The sequence below is a fragment of the Aporhodopirellula sallentina SM41 genome, from assembly GCF_000346505.1.
GTDB classification, from domain to species: Bacteria; Planctomycetota; Planctomycetia; order Pirellulales; family Pirellulaceae; genus Rhodopirellula; species Rhodopirellula sallentina.
In genome coordinates this window covers 1-18,106 of the sequence record NZ_ANOH01000481.1, presented here as the reverse complement: position 1 = coordinate 18,106, position 18,106 = coordinate 1, and the positions used below count along the sequence as shown (strand labels likewise).

The window sequence follows — 18,106 nt, the reverse complement described above, 5'->3', positions numbered from 1 at the left end:
TCGTGATCGCGCGAGAGACTTTCGAGCTGACCTGATCCGGCACTCCAAGGCTCCTCAGTGGGATCTCGTTGAGGAAATGATTGCAGAACCTTTGCGTGAACTGCGACGCGACGTTCGGGAGGAATGGATGCGACGATCGGCGGAAAAGAACGCATTGGTTCCGATCGATCGAGATCCGGTCCCGGATCAGTACAGCAATGCGGTTCGTGAATACTACGAACGGTTGGGGAGTGGGCAGTGATGCGGGAGGAGTCTTTGTTCTGGGGAGCGAATCAACTGATCGCCGACAGCGTGTCGTGGGGAGCGCCGCAGTGGTTGGTACCGGTCGCGGTTGTGGCCACGCTGTTGAGCGGAATGACAATCTGGAATTACGCCCAAAGCAATGCAATGGGCAACGTTCGTTGGGTTGCCGCAGCGTTGAAAATCGCGGCGATCGGTTTGGCTGCGATTTGTTTGTTGCAACCGATGCGGAACAGCGAACGTGCGCAGCCTCGTGCAAACTTACTGCCGATCTTGATCGACCGCAGCGAAAGCATGGAGGTGCAATCGACGGGAGGTTCCATAACCAGGCGTGAACGCGTCGAACAACTGTTTGGCAGCCGGAACGATTGGTTGCGGAGATTGGAGCAGGATTTTGATGTTCGGGGTTACACGTTCTCGTCGCGTGTTGCGAAGGTCTCTTTTAGCGCCGAGCGAGACTTCCGTTTAGACACCACGAACGAATACAGTTCGCGGATCCGGCCTAGCGTTGAAGCGGTGCGGAATCGGTTTTTGGAGCGACCGATTGCTGGCATTGTTCTTTTCACCGATGGCAACACAACGCAATCCGTGGGGACGGATGATTGGAAAGATCTGAATTGTCCGATCTACCCAGTTGTTCCAAATGAATCGGCCTCCCTCGCAGATGTTAGAGTGTCGAACGTGACGGTGCGTCAAACCGATTTCGAATCGGCTCCTGTTTCGGTACGAGTGCAGGTCGAAAACTCCGGGGACGAACGCGATTTGGTCGTGAGGCTCGAGGACTACGAACACGAGGATTCTGCTCAGGAGCAGTCTCTCACCTTGCGTTCGGGGCAACAAACCGGCGAGGTCACTTTTCAGTTCCGCCCGGATCAATCCGGGCTGCGTTTCTTTCGCGCGACGGTGTTTGCTGAATCCGATCGAGACGCATTTGATTCCATGGATGACGGGCAACCCCGATCACTGAGGTCGGACGTGACGTTGGTCAATAATCGGCGACTCGTCACGGTGGATCGAGACTCTGGACCGTACCGAATTCTGTACGTCGCCGGACGTCCCAATTGGGAATTCAAATTTCTGCGAAGAGCAATCGCGAGCGATGCGGAAATTGAGTTGGTGGGGTTGCTGCGGATCGCCAATAAAGAGCCCAAATTCAGTTTTCGGGATCAAGGCGTTTCCGGATCGAATTCACTGTTTCGCGGTGTTGATGAAAAGGAAGCGGAGCTCACGCAACAATACGACGAACCCGTCATCATTCGAATGGGAGTGAAAGAATCCGATGAGTTGAGTGACGGATTCCCCGAGTCGGCTGAAGAGTTGTTCGCATACCATGCGGTGATCTTGGACGATATCGAGCCCGAGTTTTTTAGTGAGGACCAATTGCTGTTGCTGCGTCGCTTCGTGGCCTTTCGAGGAGGCGGTCTGTTGATGCTCGGCGGTCAGGAATCGTTCTCGGGAAGAGAATTCTCCGACGGAGTTCTCGGAGAACTGTCGGCGGTCTATGGTCCTCGGGAAGGCCAGCAGAGTGTTGCGGCGAAGTATCAATATTCGATCTCTCGCGAAGGGATGTTGGAACCGTGGCTGCGTCTGCGTCGCAACGAGTCAGACGAAAAAAGCCGTTTGAACCGGTTGCCGCATCTAACGACTGTCAACGCGATTGGCGATGCGAAACCCGGGGCAGTTGTGTTGGCTGATGTCGAGAGCGAGGACGGAGTTTCGACGCCGGCTCTTGTGACGCAGCGGTTTGGTCGCGGCCGAACAGCGGCGTCGCCGATCGGAGATTTATGGCGGTGGGCAATGCATCGCACGCCGGATTCAAGTGATGAGACAAAAGACGATCCGGCGCAGATGTGGCGCCAACTGGCTCATTGGTTGGTAGGTGAGGTTCCTCGTCGAGTTGACCTACGTGTGGAAGATCACGTGGACTCGCCAAAGGCTGTTGACATTGTGGTATCGGTTTCAGACGAGGCGTATCTTCCGCTGGACAATGCCAATATTGAGTTGACGGTCACGCCAATCGGATCGGAACCGTTGGTTCTGCAGGCGTCCGCTGACGAACAAAAGGCCGGTGTGTATCGAGCCACGTATTGGTGCGATCGACCCGGCGCCTTTCGGGTGTCGGCCAAGGCATCCGGCGCGGATCACGCACCGATCGGTGAAGACGAATCAGGATGGGCGTATGAGCCCGCTGTTGATGAATTCCGTAACGTCGTGTTGAATCGTGAAATGATGACGGCGATTGCCGAGCAAACCGGTGGGAGGGTGATCAGCGATGATGATCTTGATGCGTTTGCGGAGGCGTTGCCGTCGCAAAAGGTGCCTGTGATGCAGACCTGGACCTACCCTCTTTGGCATTCGGCGTGGTGGCTGACCGCGTTGGTTGCATGTCTGTGCACCGAATGGGGACTGAGACGTTGGAAGGGAATGGCATGAGTCGAAAATTTGCGATAGCGATGGTGTTATTTGTGATGTGTTTGGTGGCACCGATGAGTGTTACCGCCAAGCAATCCGCGCCGCGCGGTCATGACATCACGCTCGTGATTGGCGCGCCCGGCACGAGCGAGTTTGCTGAACAGTTCGCTCAGTGGGCAGACCGATGGAGAGGAATCGCAGAACGAGGCGAAATCGAAATCGAGGTGATTGGCGAAACGGAGTCAAGCGAGAGCGACTACGAGACATTGCGTTCTCGGGTGAGCTCATGGAGTGATTCCGGCACGACGCATTGGATCGTTTTCGTCGGCCACGGGACTCATCGGGAGGGTGAGTCCAAGTTCAACTTGCGTGGACCAGATGTGACGGCGAGTGAGTTGGCGAAATGGTTAAACACGACGAGTGCCAATGCAAGCGATCCGCAACTCAAGGCTCCGTTGGTGATCGTTAATTGCAGTTCTTCGAGCGGTCCCTTTGTCAACGCACTGTCTGCCCCCGGACGTATTGTTGTGACCGCCACCGAGTCCGCGACCGAGCAAAACTTTGCTAGGTTCGGCGACTACTTTTCCGAGGCGATGTTGTCGCTCGAATCGGACCTCGACCACGATCATGAGGTATCCGTTCTCGAGGCGTTCTTGAGAGCAAGTAAGCAAACGCAACGGTTCTACGAGAGCGAATCTCGTATCGCCACGGAGCACGCGTTGATTGACGACAATGGAGACGCGTTGGGAACACGAGCGAAGGCATTCCGGGGGACACGAGTGATCGCCAACGCCAAAGGTGAAGCCGATATCGATGGGCAATTGGCCAGGCGGGTCGCGTTTCCGATGGGAATTAATGGGCAAACGCCACAACTGTCGGACGAGCAATCCGTGGAACGAGACCACATTGAAATGCAGGTCGAAACGCTACGACGACGCAAGCACGAGATGCCTGAAACAACCTACTACGATGAACTCGAATTGCTGATGTTGGAACTCGCCAAAATCTACCAAGCGGCTTCGCAGGAGCAGCAAGGCAGCGACGGTGCCAACGTGGTTACGCCTGCAAAGGCCAGCGATCAGGAATGACGAAGAAGCGGTCGTGTTCCGCGTATTGGTTGTATTGCAAGTGAAGTCGACTTACGAGTACTGGCGTTTCAAGTTCGCAGAAGTGTTCGGCGATGTAGGAAGAAAGCTGTTTGCCCGTGAGCAGAGAATCCTCTTCGGGATGAGCTAGGCTGTCCGAGAGCCACCATGGTTTGCGTCGTATTTGGTATCGGACCAAGTCAGCACAATCGATCGAGTCAATCATGCCGACACGGGCAATGCCGCCCTTCAGATGAGAGGCTGACATGCGAGGTGGTAATTCGACCGCGTTCGTACGATCCCCTTCGTAGAAGATGCGTCCTTTCACGATCGCGGCGCGGATGTCGACCTCGGGGAAGTATTCGATACTCAGCGGGAGTTGATGCTCATAGATTCGTTGCATCTTACGCTCAAACGTATCTCGCACGTTTGGACCGATGAAATGGCTGCCGTCGATAGAGTGTTCGGATTGGTGGAGGTAGAACTTAACGGCCGCTTCGAGATGAACCGTGGCTCCCTGTTCGTCACGAAAGAGATAGTCAATTTCCCCGACGGTCTTTTTGTGTGAGTGGATTTGCAGTGTGTGAGCGATGAGATCCACATGACGGATGTGAACCAACCAGTACAACACCAACCGCTCAAAGTAGTAGCCGACTTTGCGTGGCGGGCCCGTCGCGAAAAAATTGACTAGGTGTGAGACATCGACTTCTTCAGACGTTAGCGTTCGTCTAGTTCCCGTCGGATCTGGTTCGACAATGAGCGAGGGGCTATTGACGGTCCAAAGCAAATCACGAAGGAGTTGAGCCGGAGAAGCCAAGATTTTGCCAGGAAGAGAGGATGCCCGCGGTTTCCGTAACAAGGACCCGATCCGAATAAATCCGTTTGGAAGCTATTCGGATTCGAATCAGTAGAACGGCGTTCGCCTTCGTTTCAAATCGGAAAACCGCAAAGCATACCTTTAACGATCGCGGGGAGGCAAAGGATGGCTCGTGTGCACGCGATCGTTTGACAGAAAGGTCATCGTAGATGAAGACCGAGTTGCTCACGGGAGCAACGTTCTTTGAGAGTGGTTTACTCGTAGGTGGGCTCAGGACTGTCTTCGGAATAGTCGCCGGAATAGGTGACGTCGGGGTCAGGAACAATTACTTCGTTCTCTGCGTCTCCCGAGCAACCCGAAAGGCAGGTTCCGAGAACGAGGATGAAAGCCAAGGAGGCGATTTTGTTAAGCATGCTGTTTCCTAAGGTGGGGATTGATTGATGCGGATGAGTGCATCCGCATGGGAATGGATTTGGAAGTGACTGGTCGAATGCAAAAACGCGTCACCTTCGGGACGATTGGTAAGGATCCGAAGGTGACGCAACTGGATCGTTCGAGCTTAGATTTCCTCGTCGATCGTTTCTTTATGGGCTCGTGTACCGAGAGCTCCCCACAAACCGTAGGGGCTGACTTGACCGGGAGCACGGATTCCAGTTCCGTCCCGCCAGACGGGACCGGAGTTTTGGTTTCCAGCTTCGATCGAATCGGTGACAAACTTGACCGCTCCGTCACCCATCAACACGTGGCAACCGCCTTGGTGACGACTGCCCGGAGGAACGAGGCCCGTTCCATAGGTCCATCCCGCCAAAACGAGTGCGGAGTTAGGAGGTCCCATGGTTTTGACTTGGGTGTAGAGTGCGTACCCGTTTGACCAGATGTAGCCGCGACCCTCGCCAGCACCACCAGCGACATTCGATGCACCCGATCGCCAAAATTGTGGACGTTCCGGATCGGCTTCGTCGTTCCCAACGATCGGGCCATTGTTCTGGAAGTCGTTGTCATTCCGCATGCGGGTACGAATGTCGCGGTCACCGAGGTCCGTTACGATTTCTCCGGCAGCGATCGTGTTGGAGAGGCCGTCGAGAATATCGCGGAAGGCACTGCGTTTTCGTGGTGAGAAGAAGCCACGGTCGGATGGATTGAAGTTCGTGGCCGCGCCTGACGTTGGAACGAGCATGTCGTCCACGGGACCTTGTTCCTGCCAATAGTTCGAATCTCCCGTGCAGGCGCCGTAGTTGGTACGTCCTTGGCTGGGGAGACCTTTGCCCGGGTCGCTTGGGCAGCGAAGGGTCGGAATTTCCGTTGCCCATGGAATGTAGGTGTTGGTGTCAGGGTGCGGAGCCGGTCCCATCGCAGCCCACGGTGGTGATTTCAATGCACCGGTCACGGTTTCCTGGCTTGGGTTGCTGATCTGTTCCCAAAGAGCCTGTTGTTCCATGAATGGGGTCAGGCCGACGAGCATGCTCAACCGTCCCAGGTTGGCGAAGTCATATGTTGGGGGAACCGCGTGCTTATCAACATCGGTGATGCCACTGTTTCCCAAGCCGGTACCACCGAGCTGAGTCGGCAGTTGGTTGTATGCCGAATGGTAGTTGTGCATCGCCAAGCCGATTTGCTTGAAATTGTTGCTGCAGCTCATGCGGCGGGCCGCCTCACGTGCAGCTTGGACGGCGGGCAGCAGAAGCCCCACCAACACACCGATGATGGCAATCACCACCAACAGTTCGACTAGGGTAAAACCGCTTCGTTGTTTGTTTTGCATAAGATTTCCTGTAGATAAGAGGTTTCAAGAACTTCCCGAGCTGTTGCTTACGGAAACGTAAGGGCTGGCTAACGGAAGCCAGGGGGACATTGCCTATCATTGACCGTTGGCCGCAGATTGAACCCGGTGATTTGCGACAGTGAGATGCGAAATTGCGACAGTCCCCAGCGTGGGGGGGTGAGAAAGCACTGACGATGGCTCGCGAAGGCGTTTGAGAAAGTGAAAAAGAGAATTGGGTACTTCAATCGAGGGAAGGTGCCGTGCGGATACCTAATGTGGGTCGGTTTGTGCTGTGAAATTGTCGATTTGAGTTGCGCATCTCGCCGCTTGGCCTTCGCTGTCAATCGATTGGCAATTCGTCCAAAGTTTGAGCGTCCTTGGCGCCGAATCAGATCGTGAAATCGACACTTGCGCTAGAACGATTCGGCAACCACGTGGGCAACCGGCTTTCCCGCGCTTGTTTCCGGCGACTCTGGATCCGATTTCGTATTGAACACGGTGCTATTGAGAGGCGCCGACGGAGAAGGACGCCTTGGAAGCGTTCCGAATACAAATCAGCCGATCGGTGAAAGCCGCCGTTGGCAAGGCACAACCGGGCAAACGCCCTTCGGCGAATTGGTCGATCGCAGTTTTCGGATAGGTGCTTGGGCTACTGAGTTAGTAACTTTGCCAAGGTGGCACCAAACAATTTCGCGGAATTGTCGTCTTCGCCAGTCACGATCTTTCCGTCGACCAATACGTCGTCAGCGGAAGTTCGCGGATTCCCGATGGAGCGAGCGGGAGATACTCGTGCCCGGTTGGCTTCTGCGTTCCATCGCGAGAGAGGTTGGTCGCGGCGGCCATTGTACGTACCCGAAGGGCTTTGCCGTGGTGACGCGACCACGTGGCGATTGTGCAGCAGGCTCTTGCCGTCCACCCTCGCCCATGCCAAGACCGAGACGCCGTGACAGAGGGCACCGATGAATTTGCCCTGCTCAACGAAGTCATTGAGTAAACGGTTGACTGCCGTCTTCGTTTGCGTGTCACCGTTATAAGTGCGATTGTTGTACGAGCCGTTGAATGCGAATTGATACATCGAAGAGCCCCAACCACCTGAGAACATGATCGCGTCGTAGTCGGCAGCGTTGGCGTCGGCTATCGCAAGATCCGGAGTCACGGAACCATCACCTCGTTGTCCGGAGTTGCTGTGCGGGCGACACAACGTCTTGCGGCCTGCGGCCACGTCGACCTTGATTCCGGCTTGTTCGAATTGGCGTCTCGGCTCGATGTATTCCCGATAGAAAAAGTCTTGGTTGGCGATCACCAACAGCACGCGTTTGCCTGTCGCAGCGGACGTGTCGGTCGGCATCGAAGCCGTTGACGAAGATTCGGTTTGCGGAACTCGGGGGCGGTCATCCTGACGAGATCTACTCATCTGTGATTTGTTTTGGCGTCCAATGTTGCCGGTTCGATTTGCGTTGGAGGCAAGAGACCGATCGCTCGCTGTTCTGACTTCGATTGAGTCAAAGACTGTTTCAGATGCATAGGCACCGACGGCGAGCACGGTTGTGTCGGGTATCGTCCAGATGGATGGGACAGTCAATCGCTGGCCGGTAAGCGGCATCTCGGCGAGTCGTTTGCCATCGAGGTAGGCGGCGATGTGATCGGATCGGACCTCCACCATGGCGGTGTATCGTCTGCCGTTTTCCAGTTGAACGTCGTTCACTCTTGTGTCGTTTTCTTGAATCGTTTCGCCGTTGATGTTCTGAATACCCGCGAGGTGCTGCCCCCACGCGTCGACCTCAAAGGATGCTTGACCCTGACCGGTAGCAAAAAAGAGGGCGATCGAGTGTGCCCCGTTGTTGCGAGTAAAGCTAACGCGAAAGTCGTATTCCGATTTTGGCTGAAACGGCAGTGTGAGTCGTGACGCTCCGTTCGCGCTGGCCGTGATGGCGGATTCGGATTTTGTCCACGTTCCGGATACGGTTTGGCGATCGACGTCAATCCGCGGCAGCAGATCATCCCACGCGCTGATATTCGTTGTGCCGCAAAGGATCAGAAGAGATCCGGTGAGGAGCCGTAGTGTTCCTGTCATCATGGCAAGTCGCCTGTCGGTAGAGGGGAATCGACCGCGAATTCTCCATGGGAAAATTCTGCATGGGAATGATGCTGCGAAACCTCGTGAGGGACTCGCGGCATCCAGCCATGTTAGTAGGTCAGATTCGAGTGTGCACGTCATCGGGGACGTGTATGCCGAGTTGGCTTCAAGATGAGTGCACGCGCCTCGTTCTATGCGGTGATCGGCATGAAACGCAGGTTGTTGGTGTCACATGCAGCGTGGCGGACGCTCGATGAGATTGCAGGTGGTCAACGGGTTCCCCAGTTCCGCACGCTGGGGAGATTGCGATAAAGGAACCAGTTGTAGAATCGTCTCGGCAAGAATCGCCGTAGAAAAGAAAAGAGTAATGCGTCCATGCTGCCGTAGACACGTAGGGGAGGCGACTTCTGACGGATTACTTTGGCGACCTTGGCGGCAACGGAGTCGGGAGTGGCCAGCGCGCGGTGCATCGCCTTTTCGATGAAACGCTCCATGTGATAGTAGTGCTCGTGATACGGATCGTTGTCGTCCTGCGAGGCACGAGAGCTTTGAATCGTGTACGGTACTTTTTCAAATGCGTCCGAACGCATGAATCCCGGCTGGATCAGTGTCACCGAGACGTTCCACGGTCTGAGTTCGTAGAACAAAGCTTCGCTGGCTCCCTCGAGTGCGAATTTGGAGGCGGAGTAGACCGACATCGTGGGCATCGCCATCATGCCGCCGACCGACGAAATGTTGATGATCTTCCCCGCTCGTCGAGCTCTCATGCCCGGTAAAACATGACGTGCCAGTTCGATCGGCGAACGAAAGTTGATGTTCATTTGATGCAGCCGTTCGGGCTCGGTCACATGTTCCACGCATGACCGGTACGCGACGCCGGCGTTATTGATGAGGATGTCGACACCACCGAGTGTGGTTTGAATCTCATCGATCACGGTCTCGCGTTGTCGCGGGCAGGTGATGTCGAGTTCTCGAATCCAGAGTCGTTCGCTCTCGGAGATATCGCTCTTTTTGAACCGATCGAGAGACGAACGTCGAGCGGTGAGGACGAGATGAAGAGGTTGCTGCCGCTGTTCGAGAATGAGGCGGCGGGCGATCGCGAGGCCCAATCCGACGGACGCTCCCGTGATGAGAACGACCTGGGGGCGTTCGGGCTTCATAAAGATTGGTGAAGGCGCATGAGAAACTTCTCGCGGTCACGAGACCGTTTGGGTCATCGAGGCAGAAGCTGTGAAATGCGATTGTGTTCGGTCGCCGGAACGGGCTCACAACAACTCACCGTGCCGAGAAGACCGAGTTGATAATCCTCTAGCGATTCTCGGTGTTCAAGAGTGAAACGCATGCCGCCTCGCGGGAGAGATGCTGTTTCATCGGGAGAAAGGCGAAGTCGCCAGATGCCGCCGAGCTTGAATTCACAGCGTTGTGGGTCTGTGATTTCCACGACCACGAGTTGGTCAACGAATTGGCTGTAGATTCGAAAGCGAGGTTCGTGGCCGACCCAGTTGATGGTCGTTCGACTCGTGTCGACCAACTGGAAAGAGACATCGAGTGGTTTTCCGGGGTGGACGCGAAACCAGGACAGGCGTGACCGTGTTTTGCCTGGCAGCCGTTTGGCGCGGATCGTCATTGGTGGCACCGTATGGGGGAATCGGAGGTCAAGCGTAATGCTTACGAAATAAGCATGCGTGACTTCCCTAATAGAAAAGCAAAGTGTGTACCGCCTGACAGCCTCTCGAAACGAATGGCTATTTCGCCCGATAAATCCTGCCGATTTTTTTATGTCTTTTGTGTTGGGGGTGTCGATTTAGCCGTGTCGACTTCGGGGATGCAATGTTCTTAAGCAAAGTTCAATCTGCTGTGCATATTCCCTGTGCATAGCAATCGAGAAAAGTTGTTTTTTGAACTCCGCTGTCTAGGGCTTCGGATAGTACCTCCTCTGACAAAGGCCTGATTGGTATTCAATAGTGATTGGATGGACACGACGCAGTAGCCGTGGGGTTCGTGCTCGGTAGGTCACTGCCAAATGACGGGAAGGAACACGGTCATTTCACACTCGCCTCGATTGCACCACGCAAAATAGGGCACGAACGTTGTGTGTTGCATCGTCCAAGTCGGTTGCTTGACCGTTTGATACATCGTTGCTGTGGATCTGTCGCGAATGGCGATCGTTCCTTCAATTGCTGTCAAACCGCCGAGGAGATCTGGATGGAACTCGGCGGTCAAGTTCGAATTCGATGGCAGGTAGACGTCGAGGATGCTTGTTTCTTCAGGAAGGTCCGGTGATTCGATGCAGTACACGACCGGGCCCCGGGCAATCGCGACTTGATTGCGAGTCTCTTCGATGCGAGGGTGTCCTTCGACCAGGCGGACGGGCATGGGCATGTTTAATTCGATCACATCCCCTAACGCCCACTGTCGGTTGATGGTTGCGTATCGACCGGGGACTAATTCGCGGTTTCGCTTTTGACCGTTGACGGACACCTCAGAGCCTTCCGCCCAATCGGGAATGCGTAGATGAATGTCGAAGGCGGTGTCTTTGCAGCGTTCGATTGTGATGGTGACTTTTCCATCCCACGGATAGCTCGTTTGCTGGGTCAACTGGATCGCAGTTTGGTCTCGCAGTTGGGTCGATAAAGAGTTCCCGCCATAGAGATTCACCGCAACGCCGTTCTCGGAAAGGCTGTAGGCCCACGCAGAAGATTTGGCAATGGTACGGACGAGGTTGGGAGGGCAGCAGAAGCACTTGAGGTACGGTTTGCGGTGCGGTGACTCGGTATTCATCTTGGAATAGTCACGAGCACCGTTCACGAGTCGCAGTGGGTTGGAGTAGAAATAATGGGTGCCGGAAATGCTGATTCCGGACAACGCACTGTTGAACAGGACACGCTCCATCACGTCGGCGTATTTCGATTCTCCTTTGATGTTCAACATTCGATAGCTGAACATTGCGTTGCATATGTTGGCGCACGTTTCGTTGTAGGCGGATGAATTCGGCATCACGTATTCGCCGACGAAGCCTTCGGAGATCCGGTCGCGCCTGCTCGATATGCCATAGTGTGCTTGGCCGACGGCTCCTGTGAGATACATCTTTTTGTCAACGACGTTGCTCCAGAGACGGTCCAACGCATTCAACAGCGCTTGTTCCCCTGTCTCGGCATAGACATCGGCCGCCCCCGCGTAGAAATACAACGCGAGTACCGCATGCCCAACGGCTTCGGTCTCTTTGCGAAGCGGAACTCGTTCCTGCACCATGTCACCGGTGGATTCGCCGGTCACTGTTGGGTGATCCGAATCACGTTGGTTGCCACGGTTGTTGATGAAGATTTCGGCGAGCTCGAGGTACCGAGCGTCTTTGGTCGTGCGATACAGTTCAGCGAGTCCCATGATTTGGGTCTGATTGAATCCGAACCGAGACAATTGTTTGGGGCGAGGTTGAAAGAGTCGATAAAGAAGGTCCGCGTTCTTCGTCGCAATCTTCAGGAAGTTCGTCTTTCCCGTCACGCGGTGGTGGATGCATGCGGCGGTGTAGAGATGTCCGCAGTTGTACATCTCGTGAAAACGCCGGTTTGAAAAGTGAGGTATCTCCTCAATCTGAATTTGGGTGTGAAGGTAACCGTCGGGTTCCTGCGCGCTGGCGATGATTTCAATCAGTTGGTCGAGTTCACTTAGTAAGTCCTCGTTCTGGTTGATCGCGTACAAATACACGGATGCTTCCATCCATTTGTAAAAGTCGCCGTCGTGCCATGAGAAACCTTTGTGTGTTCCCTTTTGTGTTCCCGCGGCGATTTTGAAATTGTTGAGGGCGTGTCCGGTGTCACCTTTGAGAATTTCGCCCATGTGCGGCACCATGGTTTCCTCACACGACGCAAATTTTTCCGCCCAGAAGCCATCGGTCCAACGGCAGTCGCCGATGTTGATTCCATGGAACCGGGAATGTGGGCTGTCGGAATAGTCGATGATTCCTTTGGTTTGTCCCTGAGCGAATGACGCGAGAATCAGGCAGGTGACGATTGCGTTGATCGATCTCATGGTGCTGTTAGTGGTGTGGGGTCCTATCGCACCGGTCGCAACGGAATGAGGGGCGACGAGCGGGCAGTGACATGCGGGTGTGAAGTTCAGCTTGTCATTCTAGTGCGTCGCAGTTCGATCCCTCAAATCGATGGAGTTCGCAGTCCTCGGGCGATGGCTCGCGTTCGTTTAGCAAGCGATTGCTTGCAAAGCCTTGTTGAACAAGGGGTAACGTCGAGGTGAGACAAGAGATTGAGGTGTTGCGAAGAGAGTACCCCCGTTTGCGAGCGTCAAAATGCCGCTCGGTTTATCTTGCCTAGTTGGAATCGGCAGATTTTGATTCGGGTGTTGGGTGTCGACTGAGTGGTCGATGGAGCAATTGACAGGGCAAACGAACGGCACCCGAGGAAGCGGCAATAAAAGATGTCGGCCCCTTTGCGTCAGCGATAGACACGGACGGGAGGTCTATGCCGCTTTCGGAATTTCTCGTCCTTGCAGTTGATAGACGTAACGCAGGACTTCGGCCACGGCTTGATATTGGTCTGCAGGGATTTCTTGACCGACCTCGACGTTCTTGTAGAGGAACTGGGCGAGAGGTTTTCGTTCGACTACCGGGATGCCGCTCTCAAGAGCGACTCGGCGGATCTTTTGTGCGATGAGCCCGGCACCTTTGGCGACGACAATCGGCGCGGGCATCGATTTGGGGTCGTACTTAATCGCGATGGCGAGTTCGGTGGGATTGCTGACAACGACATCGGCGCTGGGGACATCGTTGCTGGCTCGGTTCATTGCCAGTTGACGAGCGACTTGACGACGCCGAGCGGCGACTTGTGGGTCGCCCTCGGTGTCTTTCATTTCGTCCCGCAATTCCTGGTCGGTCATCATCATGTCTTGTTCGTTCTTCCATTTTTGGAACGCCCACTCAAGCAGGGCCAGCACGAACAGACCTGATCCGATCCACAAACAAACACCGAAGAGCGTGTGAAACATCGTCGATGCGATTTGTGGCACGGACATGGACGCCATTCCGATGACGCTGTCTTTGTGTGCCCGCAACGCATAGTATGCAACGGTTGCGATCAGTCCGACTTTGACCATTCCGAACAGCAATCGCATCATTCCGCGCAGTGATAAGATGCGTTTGGCGCCGGAGAGAGGACTGATGTTGCTGAGTTTGGGCATCAGTTTGTCGGGCGAGAGGATCAGGCCCGCTTGGGTTAAGTTGATCGCAATCGCGCCGACGAACATCAACAATAAAATCGGAGCGGTCGCGATGGCGAGACGTCCACTCAGCCGCATCATTTCGCTGGTGGCTTCCTGAGGCGTGTAGGCGATCAGGCGAGAGTTCGAGAGTGCCGATTCGATTCCGCCGGCCATGATCGCGGCGGTTTTTCCACCGACCACGTACATGGCACCGAGAGCTGCCAGGAGCAGCGTCGCCGAGGTCAGGTCTTGGCTTTTGGCGACTTGGCCTTTTTCCCGAGCTTGACGCCGCTTCCGCTCGGTTGCAAAGTGTTTCTTATCTCCATCGGACATGTTATTCGCCCTTGTTCCATATCATGGAGAGGCGTTCCACGTTGACGGCAAGGTCGTCTTGAAAGATCCAAGCAACCGAACCGATCGTTAGGGAAGTCACCACAAGGAGTGCCAGCGAATTGACGCTCAAGCCGATCGCAAGAACGTTGATTTGTGGCATCGTGCGGCTGATCAGACCGGTTACGAGGTTGCTCAACAACAACGCTGCGATCACCGGGGCGGAGACGCGAACGCCCGAGGCGAGTGCTCCGCTCATGCAGTCAATCACCGCCTGCATCATCGAGTCGTGAAAGACGATGTTGCCCGGCGGAACGTGATCGAAGCTCTCGACGAGCAAACTGAGAATGACGCGGTGCCCGCCTCCGAGCAACATAACCGCGGTGACCAACATGCCGACCATTCTCGCCATCGCCGGCATGCTGCTTTGGGTTGTCGGATCGATCGAATCGCCGAGTTGCATGCCTCCGGTGCTGGTGATGGCTTCACCGGCGAGCTGAATCCCGGTGATCACAATTTGGATCGTGGCGCCTATCAATAGGCCCACCAACGCTTCACGTGCCACGGCAATCGCCAGGCTCGCCAAGTGATCCATCTCGGGAACGTTCTGCAGCGACGGACGATCCGCGAGAGCGGGTAGCAACAATGCCGTCATCATCAAAGCGAGCAGGGCTTTGATTCGTTTCGGAACGCCCACGCCGACCGCGGGCATTGCCATCAGGAGCATTCCGAGGCGAGTTAGAACCAGAACACCTACGACGAGGTGTTCCATGATCCAGTCAACGAACGGTTGCATTTCACAGGCCGCCCGCGTTTTCGAAGACCGAACGGGTGAACTCGATCATGCGAGTCATCAACCATGGCATGCAAACCACCAACACTGCCGCCATCGCGAGGATCTTGGGGACGAAGGATACCGTTTGATCTTGAATTTGAGTGAGTGCCTGAATCAAGCCAATCGCGAGTCCGGCGGCCATGCCAATCAACAGCATTGGGGTAGCGAGAACGATCGCGACGATGAGGGCTTCGCGAATCAGGTCAACAGCGGAAGACGGTTCAAGCATTTTTAATGATGGTGGTTAAGGCAAGCGAGTTTGGTTTTGAAAGTTGAACGCGCAGCGGGAAACTGGGGATCAAATTGTTCCGAAACTGTTCATCAACATTTCAACAACGAGTCGCCATCCATCCACGAGAACAAACAAAAGAAGTTTGAAGGGCAACGAAATGACGGCGGGAGGAAGCATGAGCATCCCCATCGAAATCGTGACGCTCGCGACGACCAAGTCAACAATGAGAAAAGGCAGGTAGATTTGGAAACCCATCAGGAACGCCGTTTTCAGTTCGCTGAGGATGAAGGCCGGAAGGAGCACTCGCATCGGCACTTCGGAAAAGGTGCTTGGCAATGGTGCGTCGGCGTCCATGTAGCTGTAGAAAAGATGAACGTCGTCGTGATTGCCGGCGACGTCGATCTGACGTGACATGAATTCTCGAACGGGGATGGAGCCTGCCTCATAGGCTTCCTCGAGCGACATCTCCACATCCGGGTTGGTGTAGGGTTCGATCGCATCGTCGTAAACTCGCGTCCAAACGGGAGTCATCACGAAGAGCGTCATGAACAACGCGACACTCGTCATCACTTGGCTCGGCGGCAGTGACTGCAACCCGATTGCTTGGCGAAGCAAACCGAGCACGATGATGATTCGCACGTAGCACGTTGTCATCAACAGAATCGCTGGGGCGAGCGAGAGCACGGTGAGCAGCAGCATGATCTGCAAACTGCCGGACATGCCCTCGGGGCTGGTCCAGTTCTCGGGGCCTCCGTTGAGGAAATCGAGTGGCTCCCGGTCGGAGGGCGGTGTCTCTAGCGGTTCGAGCCGATCCCCCGCACCAACGCGAATCGGTGTGCGGGCATCGACAACCTCATCGGGCGACTCGGTTTCTTGCGCGTAACTCGGTGTTGGGGCCAGTGTCAACGCGACGAAGGTCAACGCTAAGCCACTGAGCCTTTTCATCCAAGTGGATATCGCGACGTACCGACCGGAATCCCGGCGGACGCGGATGCGTGGCATTGAAACAGGGGAAGCGTATGCTGACACGAAGTAGCGGATTGTGGGAGGCGTTTTGTGCCCGAGAACGAATCAATGAACCATCGGTTCGCTTACCAAGCCTCGGCAAACTGCCAAACGGAGCAGTTGCGGAGGGCTCATCAGGAACGATGGCCGGATTCTCGGGCGGACCTCTCGGACTTTAGGAAAAATCCGCGTTTTGTCGAAAGAGGGTTTCCGCTACGTGTTTCACGCGTTTTTTAGTGGGTTGATGCTTTAGGGGTGATGTCGCTGGGTGATTTCAGTCAATGCTGAGTGCAAATGAGAGTTGCTGGCGACGACACTGGTGCTGCTCATCGGCAGCGTTCCTGCACGTGCGTCCGTGATCTGTCCGCCCGCTTCGGTGACAAACAGTGATCCCGCGGCAAAGTCCCATGGCGAGAGGTTGTATTCGAAGAACCCTTCGAGTTTCCCACAGCCGACCATGCATAGATCGAGCGACGCGGTGCCGAACCTGCGAATCCCGTGGATGTTATGCGAGAAGCATTCTTCAATTGCCGCGAGCGTTGCCTGCATCATCGAGCCGCGATCGTAATAGAATCCGCATCCGATCATCGCTTGGCCGAGTTGGTCGGTGGAACTAACGCAAACGCGTTGCCCGTTTCGAAACGCCCCTTGGCCGTGGACGGTGGTGTAAAGGTCGTCGTGGATCGGGTTGTAAATGGCACCGGCTTTCGCTTGGCCGTTCTCGTAGTAGCCGATCGAGACCGCAAAGTGTTCGATGCGGTGGGCAAAGTTGTTGGTGCCATCGAGCGGGTCGATGATCCAAAGGTGTTCTGAATCGACATCGCCGCCCTGCAGCGATTCTTCGCCGAGCAGTTCGTGGTCGGGGAACGTCTCTCGAATGATCGACGCGATAACCTGTTCACTTTCTTCATCGGCGTCGCTGACTAGGTCGTAGGACTTCCCGCCGTCACCGGATTTGTTTCGCATCGTGACACCCTCTTCGAAGTAACGACGAAGGATTGCTCCCCCAGTCCGAGAGGCGGCGATGGCGGTGTCGAGAATCAATTGCGCATTTGTCATGGGAGCGGCCGCAGGTGAATGGTTGCAGTGAGGTTAGCCGAGGTTCGTTTTCGGTGGCGTGATTGAAGCAAACGCAGTTTTCTGTTTCACTCTCTGCTCAATCTATCCGTACCTTATGAAAGAATGCAGAGGACTCAATTGATCGGATCTATCATCGCCGACTCGGCGCGGATGAGTGTGGGGTATGCCGAGCGATTGCTCAAGGACGTCACTGCGTCACAGTTTGCTCGTTTTGCCGAGGTAGGCGGACAGCAGATTGTGTCCAATCACCCGGCTTTCATCCTAGGACACCTGAGTTTGTATCCCTGCCGCGTGGTTTCGGAGGTTGGTGGCGATGCGACGTCAATCCAGCCTTCGAGTAAGTTCGAGGCACTGTTCGCACCCTCGGCGACTTGTTTGGATGATCCGGAGGGAACGTTGTACCCGTCGATGGAAGAAATCACGGGCAAGTTTTTCGCTGCTCATGAATATGCGATCGAAGTGCTGATGGCGACCGAAGACGCTGCGTTCGGCGCTGAAAACACTCATGAACGGCTGAGAGCCAAGTTCGCAACGGTCGGATCGGCCCACGCGTTCTATTTAGGCGGTCACGCGATGCTTCACATTGGCCAGTTCAGTGCGTGGCGTCGAGCGATGGGGCTCGGCGCAGCCTAGTATTTCACTGCAGCGTGGCGTTCGGGTGGAATCGTACTGGATGACGCGAGGAATCCCCTTGCTTGACCAGCGAATCGAGGACTCGTCGCCTCGTCCACTACCCGAAAACCAAGTTGACCTGAAGTACTAGTGGTGCGTCAAAGCCTCGATTTAGGGTAGCGAAAATCGCCAAGAGTTTCGGGAGGGCTCGTGAATCACCGAAAGTTTTGGCGACTTTCGCTACGGCCTTGAACCTTCATTCTTGATCGTGACGCACGACTAGAACGTTTGGAAAAACGATGTCGCCAGACTTCGGAGGACTGAATTCTGGCGAACCGGCTCGTATTTCGACGCAGCTTCGTTTGCGGGATGGCGGTAGTGGATCTTGTTAAAGAACCTGCTGCATGA

At 55.2% G+C, this 18,106-nt stretch carries 16 protein-coding genes; 4 read left to right on the top strand and 12 right to left on the bottom strand.

Going from position 1 to position 18,106, the window contains the following annotated elements:
- The 3 genes from RSSM_RS30935 to RSSM_RS30925 form a co-directional block, all read left to right on the top strand.
- The coding region (locus tag RSSM_RS30935; protein ID WP_044304128.1) for a hypothetical protein at positions 1-241 on the top strand (241 nt) is incomplete at its 5' end.
- Complete coding sequence (locus RSSM_RS30930; protein ID WP_044304127.1) at positions 241-2,673, top strand: membrane protein; 2,433 nt, start codon at positions 241-243, stop codon at positions 2,671-2,673. The genes RSSM_RS30935 and RSSM_RS30930, both read left to right, overlap by 1 nt.
- Positions 2,670-3,740 (top strand): hypothetical protein, encoded by a 1,071-nt coding sequence (locus tag RSSM_RS30925; protein ID WP_008689353.1) that lies wholly within the window; start codon positions 2,670-2,672, stop codon positions 3,738-3,740. Before RSSM_RS30930 ends, RSSM_RS30925 begins: the two co-directional genes overlap by 4 nt.
- On the opposite strand, the gene RSSM_RS30920 is transcribed toward RSSM_RS30925, so the two are convergent.
- The 12 genes from RSSM_RS30920 to RSSM_RS30865 form a co-directional block, all read right to left on the bottom strand.
- Entirely contained in the window at positions 3,709-4,596 is an 888-nt protein-coding gene (locus RSSM_RS30920) for a DUF1853 family protein (protein ID WP_160168196.1), read from the bottom strand. The genes RSSM_RS30925 and RSSM_RS30920 overlap by 32 nt on opposite strands.
- Before the next feature lie 212 nt (positions 4,597-4,808).
- Entirely contained in the window at positions 4,809-4,967 is a 159-nt protein-coding gene (locus RSSM_RS34040) for a secreted protein (protein WP_008689352.1), read from the bottom strand.
- A gap of 146 nt (positions 4,968-5,113) precedes the next feature.
- Complete coding sequence (locus RSSM_RS30910) at positions 5,114-6,316, bottom strand: DUF1559 domain-containing protein (protein ID WP_008689350.1); 1,203 nt, start codon at positions 6,314-6,316, stop codon at positions 5,114-5,116.
- A gap of 649 nt (positions 6,317-6,965) precedes the next feature.
- Positions 6,966-8,393: a DJ-1/PfpI family protein gene (locus RSSM_RS30905; protein ID WP_008689347.1), complete on the bottom strand. Its 1,428-nt coding sequence runs from the start codon at positions 8,391-8,393 to the stop codon at positions 6,966-6,968.
- Between the two features lie 269 nt (positions 8,394-8,662).
- The gene (locus RSSM_RS30900; RefSeq protein ID WP_008689345.1) at positions 8,663-9,553 is read right to left on the bottom strand and encodes an SDR family NAD(P)-dependent oxidoreductase; all 891 of its coding nucleotides are present in this window, start codon (positions 9,551-9,553) and stop codon (positions 8,663-8,665) included.
- A 53-nt stretch (positions 9,554-9,606) separates the two neighbouring features.
- The gene (locus tag RSSM_RS30895; RefSeq protein ID WP_008689344.1) at positions 9,607-10,020 is read right to left on the bottom strand and encodes a hypothetical protein; all 414 of its coding nucleotides are present in this window, start codon (positions 10,018-10,020) and stop codon (positions 9,607-9,609) included.
- Positions 10,021-10,406: 386 nt separating this feature from the next.
- Complete coding sequence (locus RSSM_RS30890) at positions 10,407-12,422, bottom strand: glycoside hydrolase family 127 protein (RefSeq protein ID WP_008689341.1); 2,016 nt, start codon at positions 12,420-12,422, stop codon at positions 10,407-10,409.
- A 444-nt stretch (positions 12,423-12,866) separates the two neighbouring features.
- Positions 12,867-13,937 (bottom strand): EscU/YscU/HrcU family type III secretion system export apparatus switch protein, encoded by a 1,071-nt coding sequence (locus tag RSSM_RS30885; RefSeq protein WP_008689339.1) that lies wholly within the window; start codon positions 13,935-13,937, stop codon positions 12,867-12,869.
- A 1-nt stretch (position 13,938) separates the two neighbouring features.
- A complete protein-coding gene (locus RSSM_RS30880) occupies positions 13,939-14,730 on the bottom strand; it encodes a flagellar biosynthetic protein FliR (RefSeq protein ID WP_008689338.1) in 792 nt (263 codons plus the stop codon).
- 1 nt (position 14,731) lies between these two features.
- Complete coding sequence (gene fliQ / locus RSSM_RS30875) at positions 14,732-14,998, bottom strand: flagellar biosynthesis protein FliQ (RefSeq protein WP_008689336.1); 267 nt, start codon at positions 14,996-14,998, stop codon at positions 14,732-14,734.
- A 69-nt stretch (positions 14,999-15,067) separates the two neighbouring features.
- The gene (gene fliP, locus RSSM_RS30870) at positions 15,068-15,946 is read right to left on the bottom strand and encodes a flagellar type III secretion system pore protein FliP (RefSeq protein WP_236621516.1); all 879 of its coding nucleotides are present in this window, start codon (positions 15,944-15,946) and stop codon (positions 15,068-15,070) included.
- A 309-nt stretch (positions 15,947-16,255) separates the two neighbouring features.
- Positions 16,256-17,065, bottom strand: coding sequence for an inositol monophosphatase family protein (locus RSSM_RS30865; protein ID WP_008689331.1), 810 nt, complete (start codon positions 17,063-17,065; stop codon positions 16,256-16,258).
- Positions 17,066-17,203: 138 nt separating this feature from the next.
- On the opposite strand from RSSM_RS30865, the gene RSSM_RS30860 reads away from it, so the two are divergent.
- Positions 17,204-17,719, top strand: coding sequence for a DinB family protein (locus tag RSSM_RS30860; RefSeq protein WP_044304129.1), 516 nt, complete (start codon positions 17,204-17,206; stop codon positions 17,717-17,719).
- Positions 17,720-18,106 lie beyond the last annotated feature (387 nt).